Genomic DNA, 12,901 nt, shown 5'->3' with positions numbered 1-12,901 from the left:
AACAACTAATTAAAAAGACGATAAATTTTTTGTAGTTCATCCGGAGGATAATTATGAAGGGTTACTGAATCTAAATGGTAAAATATGACAACCGGATCATAAGCCTGCCGCTGTGCGGCCACCAGGCGGGCCACGGCTTCCAGTGCTTGGCTGGTAGTGGTTTCCCGTCGTATTACCTGGCCTTTTTTAAGGGGGTAGCCGTTAAGCAGGCTATCTTTCCTGACCGTGTACAACAGTTTGCCGCTGTGTGCAAACAAAGAGGTATCGCTGAGTTCCTGCATTCCTGCATTCCGCAGGATACCTTCGTACCGGCCTTTATCGAACAACACACTCCAATCGAAAAGTGGTAAAGCTATATCCAAAGGTACGGGATATTCAGCAACCCGTTGCTGCCCGATGTACGCCTGTACGGTGGCCGGTTCCAGGATAGAATTATGATCGCCGGCTTTCCGCAGGTCGCCCATATTATAGCACATGAGCAGTCCTTTATCTACCGGTGGTATGCCGCTGCTGGTCGTAAACTTTACCTGGTGCATACGGATAGTGGCAGATATTTTGCGTTGCCGGAAAAACGGTTGCTGCGGCAGTTGCTGCAGAAAGTGGAAATACTGGTCACGGCTGGTTTTGGTCCAGTCGCAGTCTATCTGTATCTCCGGGATGCGTTGCGGCGGGATACCGGCGCACAGTTGCTCCAGCAGGCGGGCAGCATTGGCTGCAAGCGCAGTATCAGGCGCTTCCCAGATGTTATTCATTAAAAAGATCACCGGGATAATGTCCACACTGTCCGGCAAGGGGGCCAGCTGCTTAAATATGGCTACGGGTACAGGTTTCCTGCTCACCTCTTCCTGTACAACGTCAAACATTTTGATATATAATTTTTTGGCCGGAAGCTGGCGCAGGTACCTGGTTTCAGCACCATTGCCCGTCCATGCCTGTTTCCAGTAATAGAATGCAGGTGTTACCTGCCGGGGAGCAGGTTGTTTACAATACTGGAATACAAACAGCAGGCATATAAGCCAGCGATAGCGGGGTATCATCATTATATCAGCAATCTTCCACAAATGATTCCGGCAGCGATGGCCGCATTCAGTGATTCGGCGCCGCCGAGGCGGGGAATCGTAATCCGGTGTGTTGCCAGGGCAATGGTTTCCTCCGTCAGCCCCCGGCCTTCATTACCGATCAGGATAATGCCTTCCGGCAGCTTGCCGAAAGCGGTAATATCTTCTCCGTGCAGGGTGGCCGCATAAGACGGCAGAGCCGTTTGCCGCAGCAGCTCCTTTATATCGTGTTCGGCTATACGTACGCGCGCAATGCTGCCCATGGTAGCCTGAATAGTTTTCGGATTATACACATCCACACAGTCCGGGGAACAGATCACCTGCGGAATCCCAAACCAGTCGGCTATACGTATTAAAGTACCCATATTACCGGGATCCTGAATGGCTTCCAGGGCCAGAACCACCGTACCGCGCTGTGGCAGTGTATTATCTGCCGCAGGCATATCCAGCAGGGCCATCGCGTTGTTGGGAGTCGTCAGCGAAGAAAGTTGTTTCAGCAAAACAGCATCCACTGTTTTCACTGCATCTGCCGGCAGCCGGCTCAATAATGCAGTATGTTGACCCAGCCACTCGCCGGTTGCATACACCGCTTTAACGGGCATGCCCGCCTGTAGCAGCTCCTGCACAATCTTATCCCCTTCTGCAATATACTGGCTGGATTTTTGACGGTTTTTTTTGTGCTGTAATGATTGAATATATTTAATTTGCGCCTTTGACAACATGGGCCAAACCTACACGATTTCTTTTAATCAGCCAAGAATAGGCTTGGTTTCCAATCAGGTCAGTATTACCTTTTAAAATTATAATAACGTTATTGCTTGTGATGCAGCTGCCGCCCAATTCAAGGAATTTCCTGCTGAGATATCTGCTGCTAGTGGCTGTAATACTGGCTTTCAGTAGTTGCTCCAATACCAAATACCTGCAGAAGGATCAGACTTTATATGTCAGCAGCACGTTTAACGTGAAGGGAGATATTCTTAACTCGGAAAAACAGGACATCCGCAGTTCTTTATCTTCCAAATCACTGATGATTCAACAGCCCAATAAAAAATTACTGGGCACCCGTATCAAAGTGTGGCTGTACAACCAGAAATATAATGAGAAAAAGTCCAACTGGTTCTGGAATATCGTGCTCTCCAAAAGAAACATGGAAGAGCCGGTGATGTATGATTCCTCCAAAACAAAGGATGCCATCACCCGCATGACCAGCTACCTGCACAACCAGGGCTTTTTCTACGCCACCGTAGATGCCGCCCCTAAAGTGAAACGCAATAAAACAACGCTCACCTATACCGTAAGTACCGGCCGTAACTTTGTACTGGATAAAATTACCTACGCCGTCCCGGATTCAGCACTGATGGCTCTGGTACGGGAAAACGAGAAATTATCCCTGCTGAAAAAAGGCGTTGCCTTCAAATCGGCCACCGTCTCAGCTGAAAGGGAAAGACTGACCCGCATCATCAAAGATGCCGGCTATTACAAGTTTAACCGCGACGCTATCGAATTTGAGGTAGATACCCTCAATAAAGCCCTCTTCCGGAACTCCCTCAATCCATTCGAAGGCTTTGTCAATATTTTCAATGAGAATAAAGGCAGAGAAAAACCTACCATGGATATAGAAGTAAGAATCAAAAATCCGGAAGACTCCATCAGCCTCTGGGAGAAATATCATATCGGTAAGATATATGCCTATCCTGATTTTCCGCTGAATGCCGCCCCACAGGACAGCTCCTTCAACCAGGACATCAGGAAGTATATCACCATCAGATCGCACCAGGAAATACTGAAGCCGCGGATATTATCCCGCTCCATCCTGCTGCGCCCCGGCGACACCTACTCCCTGCAGCAGTACAATAATGCCGTCAATAAACTGTACGACCTGGGAGTATGGCAGTTTGTAACCTTGCAATACAAGGAAAATAAAGATACCTCCAATACGCTGGACGCATACCTTTTCCTGACACCCCGCCGCCGCCAGGAACTGGGACTGAACTTCGAAGCCTCCACCAGCTCTGACTATGCGTTAGGGTCGGGCGTGAGCCTGAATTACAGGCACATCAACCTGAACAGAAGCGCCGTACAGCTGGGCATGAACCTCAATGCCGGCGTGGAACTGGTTTCCCAGAGCAACGGATGGGACCTGCAGGCCAGACAATTTGGTGGAGAGGTAAGTCTTACCTGGCCCCGGTTTGCCGTACCCTTCCGGCTGAAACATACTGCCCGCTCCAATGTAAAAACAAGACTGTCTCTCGGCGCCAACTATCTCTCCCGCGTTGAAAAATTTGATATCAACAGCGTGAATATCTCTTTCGGATACGACTGGAATGAAACTGCCTATAAACGCTGGATTGTAAAACCGTTTACGTTCAACTATGTAGGCGTTACCCTCAATGAAGATTTCAGGATAACTACAGTAGATAAAAACCCTTACCTGAAACGCAGCTTTGAACCGGCGCTGATAGGCGGGGAAAACATTTCCTTCATCTTCAGCAACAACGACCTGCTGCACCAGCGGCAGTATACCTATTTCAGGATTACAGCTGAAGAATCAGGGTTATGGCTGAACGGGGTGAGCAGCCTTATCAATACCGTTTCCGGTAAAAAGACAAACCTGGAAACGCTGACGAAAGTAAGTATTTCCAATTTCGTGAAGCTGGAAGCAGACTACAGGCATTTCTGGAAGCTGGGTATACACAGCGCACTCGCTGCCAGGGTGTACGCCGGTATCGGCCTTCCTTACAGCTATTCGCAGGTACTGCCCTATGTACGGCAGTTCACTTCCGGCGGTCCTAACAGCATCCGTGCATTCCGCCTGCGTACCCTGGGACCGGGTTCCTACAAGGATACCTCTGCCAATGCACAGATATTCCCGGATCAGACCGGCGATATGAAACTGGAAGGCAATATAGAATACCGCTTTGATCTGTTACGTATGTTCGGTGGCACCGTTAATCTCAAGGGCGCCACCTTCCTCGATATGGGTAATATCTGGATGATTAAGAAAGATACCACCCGGCCCGGTTCCGAATTTCAGTTCAGTAACCTGTACCGCGATCTGGCTATGGGCACGGGAGTGGGGCTGCGGCTGGACTTCTCCTTCTTCCTCGTACGCCTGGATTGGGGTATCCCGCTGAAAGTACCTTATTCCTCTGAAAATAAAAACGGTTGGTATCTCAGCGAGTGGGACCTGAAAAGCAGCGAGTGGCGCAAGAATAATATTATCTGGAATATCGCTATTGGTTATCCGTTTTAGGCGTATTGGCAGTAATGAAGGCATCCATATCAGTTGCTTCTGCCAGCGTAAACGCCCCGATACGCGTTCTGCACAAACTGCTCAGGTAAGCGCCGCAGCCTAACTGTGCACCGTAATCATTTGCCAGTGAACGTATGTACGTTCCAGTACTGCACACTACGCGGAAATGCACAACCGGCAGTTCTATCTTTGTAATCTCAAATTCGCTGATGGTTATTTTTCTTGGCTCTACCTTTACATCTACCCCTTTTCTGGCCAGCAGATAAATAGGTTTACCATTCTGTTTGATGGCAGAGTGAATGGGCGGCAGTTGCATAATTTCGCCAAGAAACGGAGCTGTAGCGGCTTCCAGCGCTGCCTCATCAATACCGCTGATATCTTTAAAATTTTCCGGTTCAGATTCTTTATCGAAAGTAGGCGTAGTAGCTCCCAGTGTAAAAGTGCCGGTGTATTCCTTTTCCTGCGCCTGGTATTCATTTATTTTTTTTGTCATCTTACCGGTACAGCAAATGAGCAAACCGGTAGCCAGCGGGTCCAGCGTGCCGGCATGACCAATTTTAGCCCTGGTAAGATTTCTTATTTTACGCACCACATCGAAGGAGGTCCATGTTAATGGTTTATTGATAAGGATCACAGCTCCTTCCTGGTAATTCGTCTTTTCGTTTGTCTGCATCCTGCAAAGATAGAGAAATAGCGGTAGTCATGGCCCCGCTCACCTATTATAAAAAATTATTCTACATACGGATACGGGAAAACTTACAGCTTTTGCCTAAATTCACGGAATTTTCAAACCATGTCATTAGAACATCATAAAGACGCAACACTTCGTTATCAGCAACAGGTGGACAACTCGCGCGATTATGTGCTGCCATTTATCCAGCAGGAATTTCCGCAGCTGGACGGCCTGCGCGTAATGGAGGTGGGCTGTGGGGAAGGCGGCGTATTAACGCCATTGCTGGAGAAAGGTTGTCAGTGCGTAGGGGTAGACCTTGCACCTGCCAGGATTGAACTGGCCAAAAGTTACCTGGGTAACTATCTTCCTTCTGGCCAATTAAGGCTGATAGCTAAAAACATCTATGATGTGGATTTTCTGGGAGAATTCCGCAACTCTTTTGATATTATTATTCTGAAAGATGCCATAGAGCATATTCCTGATCAGGAGAAGATCATTGGTCATCTGAAGCAGCTGCTTAGTCCGCGCGGACAGGTATACTTTGGTTTTCCGCCCTGGTATATGCCTCACGGCGGCCACCAGCAGATCTGCGCCAACAGGTTTCTGAGTATGGTGCCGTACATACATCTGCTTCCCAGGCCCCTGTACAAAGGTACCCTGCGCCTCTTCGGAGAAGAAAACGATATCGTCAGCGAACTGATGGATGTTAAATCCACCGGTATCTCCATTGAGCGTTTTGAAAAAATCGTCAGACGCCAGCAATACAAAATCACCCGGCGCAGATTCTACATGATCAATCCGATTTATAAATACAAATTCGGCGTATCCGCCCGCGAACAGTTCAAACCCATCGCAGCCATCCCGTTTGTAAGAAACTTCTTTACAACGTGCATGTATTATATGATTAAACCGGAATAAATAATTACGAATTACGAATTACGAATTGCGAATGAGGAGCGAAGACATAAGCGAAGAAGTAAATTCTTTATCCGCTTATGTCTTCGCTCCTCATTCGCAATTCGCAATTCGTAATTCGTAATTATTTATTCTATAGTGTCCGGTAAAAATACTCCAATGATAAATAAAAGGAGGCCGATGTGGCCTCCTTTTTTAGTAAGTTTAAGTTACCACACAAAAACTACTATTATGGGCAAAAATAGATTTTTTTCCGGACAGCCGATTTTTAATCAGCTACTTTCTTTTGTTCCCTGCACTTTAATCGAAAAAGCGGCCATTGATACGGGAGCAGATAGCTATTACAAGCACTTTAAGGCTTTTGACCATTTGGTAACGATGCTATTCAGCAGCTTTCATCATTGTAGTTCTCTTAGAGAGTTAGTTACCGGTCTATTGGCCAATGAGCATCGCCTTAGTCATTTAGGCCTTAAAAACACCCCTCGTCGTAGTACTATTTCAGATGCCAACCGGAACCGCTCTGTAGATTTTTTCAGCCGGCTTTATCATTTACTATATCAGCACCATTATCCACAACATTGCCCGGACAGCCGAACAAGGCGTAGGTTGCATGATAGATTATTTATAGTAGATTCCACAACAATTAGCCTGTTTTCAACGGTGATGAAGGGTGCAGGTGTAAAAGGTTTAAATGGCAGAAAAAAAGGAGGTATTAAAGCCCATGTGCTGATGCGCGCCAAGGATGAGTTACCCTGCTTTACCGTACTGACAGAGGCCGCTTGTAGTGATAGAAAATTTATGCAGAAGCTGCCCCTGGAGCCAGGTTCTATAATTGCCATGGATCGGGCTTATGTAAATTATACTGTCATGAAAGACTGGACCCAAAATAATATTACCTGGATCTCCAGAGTTACTAAAGGGATGAAAATAAAGGTACTTAAGCGAAAAAAAGTAACATTGGCTGATAAAAAGAATGGAGTTTTAAAAGACTGGGACATCCGGCTTGGCAATCCCAAGACCTCTAAAATGAGTCCTGTGCAACAGGCCAGGGTCATTAGTATTTATGGTAAAAAGACCCGAAAGAAGGTACACTTATTAACTAACAATCAAACCTTTGCCTGTTCTACCATCAGGAAATTATACAAACAGAGATGGGATATAGAATTGCTATTCAAAAGAATTAAGCAGAACGCTCAATTAAGTAACTTTCTGGGAGACAATGAGAATGCCATTAGTATACAGGTCTGGTGCACTTTAATAAAAGATCTGCTTATAAAGATTGTGAAAGATCAACTAAACCAACTGGGTTGCAGAAAGTGGTCGTTTAGCAACCTTGCAGGTTTTCTGAGACTTCACCTTTCCACCTACATTCTTCTAATTAAATTTCTAACGGAACCTGAGAAAGCACTTCTCCGCCATAATAAAGAGGCTGACTTTATACAACTGAAATTATTCTCTCCTTAGAAGGGGGGCTTACTTTTTAGAGAGGCCTGAGAATTGAGTATTTGAAATATTTTTTGACCAATTTAGATAAATACTCAATTCTCAGGACCTTCATGCCCGATTGGCTCGCTTAGCTAACTTTCTCTTTTAGTTTCCCCGGACACTATAGATTATTTATTCCATATTTCCCACGATGCCTCCGCCTGCAAAATCAGCATTTCATGCCCGTTCTTCGTTGCAGCGCCTTGTTCAGCACCTTTTTTCAGGAATAATGTTTCAGCGGGATTATATACCAGGTCATATAACAGGTGGCGGCTGCTGATGTATTGGTAGGGGATTTCGGGACAGGCATCTGTTTTAGGGTACATGCCCAGCGGAGTGGTGTTGATGATGATGGTATATTCCTCCATGATGAACTGATCCAGGGAGTTATAGCCGATAGTAGTGGCAGATGCCTGTCTGCTTACTACTTTGAATGCAATCTCCATTTGCTGCAGGGCATACATTACTGCTTTGGCAGCGCCACCGGTGCCCAGCACCAGGGCTTTCTGATGATGGGGTTGCAGCAGCGGCTTCAATGAATTCCCGAAGCCGGTTACATCCGTATTGTAGCCGGTTTTAACGCCATTTTTAAAGTGTATGCAGTTCACGGCGCCGATCTGCTTTACAGCATCACTCAGCTCATCGAGGAAGGGGATCACCGCTTCTTTGTACGGAATCGTTACATTCAATCCCTGCAGGTCCGGTTGTTGCTGCCATAATCCGGCAAACTCCTGAATGTCCGGAATAGCATAATTATCATACCTGCATCCGGCAATATGTTCCTTCTCAAATTTCTCTGCAAAAAAACCCTTTGAAAAAGAATGACTAAGCGGATAGCCGATGAGTCCATAAAGTTTCATAGTACCTCTTGTTGTGAATTACGAATTGTGAATTACGAATTACGAATTACGAATGAGAGCGAAGATGTAAGCGACAAAGTACATTCCGTATCCGCTTACATCTTCGCTCTCATTCGTAATTCGTAATTCGCAATTCGTAATTCCTGTAATTTATTCTTTGTCCAGGAACAGGTGGAAGGTGTCTCCTCTGAGGCCGATGCGCATGGCTTCGAGAGAGATTACTTCGTGTGGCGCCAGATTGCCCAGGTTGGCGTTACAGCCAACGAGCTCCAGGAAGTAGAGTTGCTGTGCTTTCTGGGGAGCCTCCCAGATAATTTTTTCAGCAGGGATTTTGGTAAGGATTTCCTGTACCAGACCTTCGCGTACTTCTCCGGTACCGCGGTAGATACCTACGTTACCGCTTTCGCGGGCTTCCGCAATTACATAGGTGGCGCCGGCGGAGAGTTCTGCGCTCATTAACTCGATCCATTTATAAGGCGGAATGATGTGCTCTGCATCTTTGGAACCTACTTCACTCAGTACCAGGCCATGTTTGGCCAGTTTCTCAATATAACCGCATTTTTCAGCATGAGGTATAATGATGGATCCGTCGGAAACTTCCATGTAGTTGATGCCGTAATCTTTGACCAGTCTTACATAATCGTCGAACTGATTGCGGATAAGGAAAGCTTCGAACAAAGTACCGCCAAAGTAAACAGGGATATTGGCGGCCTGGTAGAGTTCAATTTTTTCGCGCAGGTTAGGCGTGACGAAGGCAGTACCAAAGCCCAGTTTCAGGATATCTACGTGCGGGCCCGACGCTGATAAAAAATTTCTTGCTTCTTCCAAACTAAGCCCCTTGTCCATTACCATGGTCAGACCATGATTGCGGGGTTTCTTTGTCCTTTCCGGGATCTGTGTCAGATTAAAATTCATTTGAAATATTTTTATCTTCTTATTGGTCAGTAAAACACACACTAATTTCACCAGGCAAGGCGGGATAGTTTAGCAGCAATTTTAATAACCGTAAATACCATTGGCTAGCGTCCATGACATTAAAAGCCGGCGCAAAAATAAGAAGTATACTTTATTTTAAAAGTAAATAACACTGGTTAACGTTTGCGGCGATATTGGGCAATCAGGTCAACCACACTCACATGCTGTAAAATGGCGGGATCGAGCTCCACCAGTTTTTTAAGAATTTTAGGCGCCTGTTGCAGGGCCGTTTCCAGGTGGATCAGCCCTTCCTTGGTTTTCCCCATGGCTATCAGGATAGCGGCACGGAAATATATGAATACCGGTTTACGGCCGGCTTTTTCTTCAGCGATAGCTACCTGGTTGAGAGCTTCCTCCATATACCCGGATACATACAATCCTTTGATGAGCTGCTGCCAGGGCTGCGCGCTCTTCGGGCGGATACGTACGGCGTTTACGAAGTGGGCAAGCGCTTCCTTGTCCTTGCCGAGTTCCAGGTAACATTCTCCCAGACTCATGTTGTATTCCGCACTTTGCTTATTAATTTTCAGTGCGTTCAGTAAGGATTTGGCACCGTTTTCCCAGTTTTCTTCCATCATGTAGGCTACGGCTATTTTGTAGTGCAGCTTGTCGTCGTTCGGACTCAGATGGGAGGCTTTGCGGTAGTAATAGCGGGCCTGGGTATATTTACGCTGCTTTTCGTAGCAATGCCCGATAGCTTCGTAAATAACGTCTTCGGGTTTGGCTATTTCCAGGTGTTTCTGCAGTACTTCTATGGCGTCCGCATATTTACGCAGGCGGATATAGGCATCGCCCATATTACGGTAGGCATAATCGAATTTTTCATCGATGGCCACCGCATACTGATAGGCGTCAATGGCTTTTTCGTATAGTTTCAGCCCCTGGTAGGCGGTACCCAGGTTAAACCAGGCCAGCTGGTTAAACGGGTGCTCGTCTATAATGGCGGTATGCAGCCGGATGCTTTCTTCGTTACGGCCGGTAAATTCCGTCCAGAAACAGATTTTATGCAGGGCTTCTTCGTTGTTCGGTTCGTGTTCCAGCGCCATTTTCAGGCAGTCGAATACTTTCTCAAATTCTTCCCAGTCATCGTAAACGTCCGCCAGCTCCAGTAACAGCTCGGTTTTATCTTCTCCCGAAAACTGATCTATCTGCTCATTCAGTACATCCGCGGCTTTCTGATGCTGGTTCAGCGCCAGGTAAACATCTGTCTGCAGAATGTACAGGTTAATGTCATTCCGGTCCAGAACGGCTGCTTTATCCAGTAAATGAAGGGCTTCTTTGTACTTTTTGGTTTCTATCAGTAAGTTGGCTTTTTTGAGAAGAAGGGTCGAAGAATAGGGAAACTGCTCTATGGCTATTTCAGCAGCCTGCAATGCAATCGGCATTTCGTCCTGCTCGTCATAATAGTCTATGATCTGCTCAAATGAGTCCTCGTCCAGAAAGGAATGAGACTTACCTGCCCGTAGATTTTCAAACTGCTGCAACAAGTCTCTCAGATCATCAAAATCCTCGTTTAAAAAAGAAAAGTCTTTACTCATTAATGTAAATATAAGACTTTTATACTTCCACCAACATGCAGGCAATATTAACCGTTTATAAATTTTTTAACATTTTGTTAAGATTTATTTGTAATTTGCGTTAAGAATATGTTATAGAATACATCAAAAAGTTTGTATATTTGTGTTACAATGAAAAAGAGAACTCACATATCAAAGACCTTTTCATTGTCTTGCTTGTTAGCGGGCGCATTAGCGTTTTTTGCTCTCAATGCGCTGGCAAATAGTAGCTTTTTGCCTACCACCGATAATGAAAAAGACAAGGCGAAAAAAACAGACAACACACATTTTGTGTTGAGCATGTCCATGCCTAAGTCAAAACTGGGACTGGATGCCGGTTACAGGTACAGTGGCAGTATTACGTCTGACTTCAGGTTCAACACCAATAATGCCGTGAATGCAGCTCCGACGGTTAACTTCAAGTCTGTAGTAACATACACCAAAGGGAATGTTACCTACGTATTACCTTACAATGTGCAAATGCCTCAACCAGGCAACACAAACTTTCAGAAACTGCAGATTATTCTGCCGCTTAAGAAAGGCTGACCTTAACGTTTCTTCAAGTACAAATATGGCCTATCAAAAAGTTTAACAACTTTTTGATAGGCCTTTTTCTTACGCATCACTACGTAAAAACCTACATATTTTTCAACTCTTCCTGGCTGACTTCCTTATACCCCGTTTTAGGCACGTCAAAATACGACGCCGGAATAGGGAAAAGATCCACCTTAGTGGCCATAACACGCATTTTGGAGCCTGTTTTGGTAACTATCTCAAATTCCAGGGGAATACCCTTCAGATTCACGAAACGGCGGTTATACTGCCTGTTTTCAGGCACCAGGTCGGTAGCATAAAAAACTTCAAATGTTTTTCCGTCAGGCATGGCGCCGATAGCACGACGGCAGTTGTAACCGGCAATCTGCCTGGTTTCCGGCTGATCCTTAAAAACAATATTCTCGTACTGTTTCAGGTCTTTCACATACTGGTCGCGGCCCGCACGGATCAGGTACTTGTTGCCATGCTGATCTATCAGCGTAGTCATCGTTTCATCCTTGCTGTTAATCAGGTAGGTATATTTCACAATATTGAAATCCATGTCTATCCTGCTCATATGTCCGCGCATATACTGCGTGAAGGTGCTGCCTTCCAGCATGGCATCCATCTGCAGCTGCTCCGGCGGCAATTCCATTTTGTACACTATTTTGGCATCGGACACTGTACGCTGCGCCAGCAGGGAGCCGGTAAGGCATACAAGTAAAAAAGTTAAGATCAACCGGTGTGACATATGATGTGGTGTGTTGATTAGTTGTTGAGAAGCTTTAGTTGTTGAGAAGTTTTACCAGACGAGCTTTTCCTTGTTTAAAAAAGCGGCTATTCCGCGTTTACAGTCTTCATGTCCGCGCGTGGCTGCATTCAGCGTTGCGGCATGGGCTAATCCTTGCTCTATAGGTAAGTCCAACACTGTGCCAATCAGTTTCTTGGTGGCTTTCAGGGAGTTGGCAGAAGCATCGTTACATAGGCTGGTGGCTATTCCGGCTACTTTTTTCTTTATTTCTGCAGCGGGTACTACTGCTGTAATCAGTCCGTCGGCAGCCGCTTTCTCTGCGGTAACAAGCCTGCCGGTCAATAATAATTCCCTGGAACGGCCCTCTCCTATTTTCCTTACCAGGAAAACGGCTACCAGGGCGGGTATAAACCCGATTTTCACTTCTGTATATCCCAACATGGCTTCTGGTACAGCATAACTCAGGTCGCAAACGGTGACCAGTCCGCAACCGCCGGCTACTGCATGTCCTTCTACCTGTGCAATTACTATCTTATCCAGGTCGTAAATCTGCTGGAATAAACGCATCAGCTGCCGGGAATCTTCGAGGTTTTCCTCATAGGTATTTTGTTGCAGCTGCTGCAGGTACTCCAGGTCGGCACCTGCGCAAAAGGCTTCCCCGTTGCCTTTCAGTACAATTACTTTTACCGCATCGTCAGCTGCGGCGGCCCCGAAGGCCTTTTGTAGCTCCGCTACCAGCGGCCCGTTCAGCGCATTGCGTTTCTCCGGCCGGTTCAGGGTAATGGTAGCAATGCGGGATGCTACTTCATATTGCAGTAAAGAAAAATCCATAATCATGCAG

Annotated in this window: 12 protein-coding genes; 4 read left to right on the top strand and 8 right to left on the bottom strand. The window is 46.1% G+C overall.

Annotation, left to right across the window (positions count from 1 at the left end; translation table 11 throughout):
• Window positions 1–5 precede the first annotated feature (5 nt).
• The gene (locus GWG06_RS12165) at window positions 6–1,040 is read right to left on the bottom strand and encodes a hypothetical protein (RefSeq protein ID WP_160713519.1); all 1,035 of its coding nucleotides are present in this window, start codon (window positions 1,038–1,040) and stop codon (window positions 6–8) included.
• A complete protein-coding gene (locus GWG06_RS12160) occupies window positions 1,040–1,780 on the bottom strand; it encodes a TrmH family RNA methyltransferase (protein WP_420826297.1) in 741 nt (246 codons plus the stop codon). Before GWG06_RS12160 ends, GWG06_RS12165 begins: the two co-directional genes overlap by 1 nt.
• A gap of 101 nt (window positions 1,781–1,881) precedes the next feature.
• Between GWG06_RS12160 and tamL the strand changes: the two genes are divergently transcribed.
• The gene (gene tamL, locus GWG06_RS12155; protein WP_235938319.1) at window positions 1,882–4,311 is read left to right on the top strand and encodes a translocation and assembly module lipoprotein TamL; all 2,430 of its coding nucleotides are present in this window, start codon (window positions 1,882–1,884) and stop codon (window positions 4,309–4,311) included.
• On the opposite strand, the gene truB is transcribed toward tamL, so the two are convergent.
• On the bottom strand, window positions 4,292–4,984 hold the full coding sequence (gene truB, locus GWG06_RS12150; RefSeq protein WP_160713513.1) for a tRNA pseudouridine(55) synthase TruB: 693 nt from the start codon (window positions 4,982–4,984) through the stop codon (window positions 4,292–4,294). The two genes, tamL and truB, sit on opposite strands and share 20 nt — an antisense overlap.
• Window positions 4,985–5,104: 120 nt before the next feature.
• Here truB and GWG06_RS12145 point away from each other — a divergent pair, with 120 nt between their 5' ends.
• Both GWG06_RS12145 and GWG06_RS12140 read left to right on the top strand, forming a co-directional pair.
• A complete protein-coding gene (locus tag GWG06_RS12145; RefSeq protein ID WP_160713511.1) occupies window positions 5,105–5,902 on the top strand; it encodes a class I SAM-dependent methyltransferase in 798 nt (265 codons plus the stop codon).
• A 228-nt stretch (window positions 5,903–6,130) separates the two neighbouring features.
• Window positions 6,131–7,363 (top strand): IS4 family transposase, encoded by a 1,233-nt coding sequence (locus tag GWG06_RS12140; protein WP_160713509.1) that lies wholly within the window; start codon window positions 6,131–6,133, stop codon window positions 7,361–7,363.
• Window positions 7,364–7,512: 149 nt separating this feature from the next.
• Here GWG06_RS12140 and GWG06_RS12135 read toward each other — a convergent pair whose 3' ends face one another.
• The 3 genes from GWG06_RS12135 to GWG06_RS12125 all read right to left on the bottom strand — a co-directional run bounded on the left by GWG06_RS12135 (window position 7,513) and on the right by GWG06_RS12125 (window position 10,757).
• Window positions 7,513–8,244, bottom strand: a complete 732-nt coding sequence (locus GWG06_RS12135) for a shikimate dehydrogenase family protein (protein WP_160713507.1) — start codon at window positions 8,242–8,244, stop codon at window positions 7,513–7,515.
• A gap of 150 nt (window positions 8,245–8,394) precedes the next feature.
• Window positions 8,395–9,159 carry a phosphosulfolactate synthase gene (locus tag GWG06_RS12130; protein WP_127044079.1) on the bottom strand — a complete coding sequence of 255 codons (765 nt, stop codon included), beginning with the start codon at window positions 9,157–9,159 and terminating at the stop codon, window positions 8,395–8,397.
• A gap of 176 nt (window positions 9,160–9,335) precedes the next feature.
• Window positions 9,336–10,757: a tetratricopeptide repeat protein gene (locus GWG06_RS12125; protein ID WP_127044078.1), complete on the bottom strand. Its 1,422-nt coding sequence runs from the start codon at window positions 10,755–10,757 to the stop codon at window positions 9,336–9,338.
• 252 nt (window positions 10,758–11,009) lie between these two features.
• On the opposite strand from GWG06_RS12125, the gene GWG06_RS12120 reads away from it, so the two are divergent.
• A complete protein-coding gene (locus GWG06_RS12120; RefSeq protein ID WP_160713505.1) occupies window positions 11,010–11,321 on the top strand; it encodes a hypothetical protein in 312 nt (103 codons plus the stop codon).
• A 91-nt stretch (window positions 11,322–11,412) separates the two neighbouring features.
• Here GWG06_RS12120 and GWG06_RS12115 read toward each other — a convergent pair whose 3' ends face one another.
• Window positions 11,413–12,060 (bottom strand): hypothetical protein, encoded by a 648-nt coding sequence (locus tag GWG06_RS12115; RefSeq protein WP_127044076.1) that lies wholly within the window; start codon window positions 12,058–12,060, stop codon window positions 11,413–11,415.
• 51 nt (window positions 12,061–12,111) lie between these two features.
• A complete protein-coding gene (locus GWG06_RS12110; RefSeq protein ID WP_127044075.1) occupies window positions 12,112–12,891 on the bottom strand; it encodes an enoyl-CoA hydratase/isomerase family protein in 780 nt (259 codons plus the stop codon).
• Between the last annotated feature and the right edge of the window lie 10 nt (window positions 12,892–12,901).

The sequence above is a fragment of the Chitinophaga solisilvae genome (assembly GCF_009928525.1).
Lineage (GTDB): Bacteria > Bacteroidota > Bacteroidia > Chitinophagales > Chitinophagaceae > Chitinophaga > Chitinophaga solisilvae.
This window is presented reverse-complemented; position numbering and strand designations above follow the sequence as displayed.

What these genes read in the sequence shown, in the direction of transcription:
- GWG06_RS12165 (WP_160713519.1), bottom strand. Translation starts at nt 1,040, where the DNA reads ATGATGATACCCCGCTATCGCTGGCTTATATGCCTGCTGTTTGTATTC.
- GWG06_RS12160 (WP_420826297.1), bottom strand. Translation starts at nt 1,780, where the DNA reads ATGTTGTCAAAGGCGCAAATTAAATATATTCAATCATTACAGCACAAA.
- tamL (WP_235938319.1), top strand. Translation starts at nt 1,882, where the DNA reads ATGCAGCTGCCGCCCAATTCAAGGAATTTCCTGCTGAGATATCTGCTG.
- truB (WP_160713513.1), bottom strand. Translation starts at nt 4,984, where the DNA reads ATGCAGACAAACGAAAAGACGAATTACCAGGAAGGAGCTGTGATCCTT.
- GWG06_RS12145 (WP_160713511.1), top strand. Translation starts at nt 5,105, where the DNA reads ATGTCATTAGAACATCATAAAGACGCAACACTTCGTTATCAGCAACAG.
- GWG06_RS12140 (WP_160713509.1), top strand. Translation starts at nt 6,131, where the DNA reads ATGGGCAAAAATAGATTTTTTTCCGGACAGCCGATTTTTAATCAGCTA.
- GWG06_RS12135 (WP_160713507.1), bottom strand. Translation starts at nt 8,244, where the DNA reads ATGAAACTTTATGGACTCATCGGCTATCCGCTTAGTCATTCTTTTTCA.
- GWG06_RS12130 (WP_127044079.1), bottom strand. Translation starts at nt 9,159, where the DNA reads ATGAATTTTAATCTGACACAGATCCCGGAAAGGACAAAGAAACCCCGC.
- GWG06_RS12125 (WP_127044078.1), bottom strand. Translation starts at nt 10,757, where the DNA reads ATGAGTAAAGACTTTTCTTTTTTAAACGAGGATTTTGATGATCTGAGA.
- GWG06_RS12115 (WP_127044076.1), bottom strand. Translation starts at nt 12,060, where the DNA reads ATGTCACACCGGTTGATCTTAACTTTTTTACTTGTATGCCTTACCGGC.
- GWG06_RS12110 (WP_127044075.1), bottom strand. Translation starts at nt 12,891, where the DNA reads ATGGATTTTTCTTTACTGCAATATGAAGTAGCATCCCGCATTGCTACC.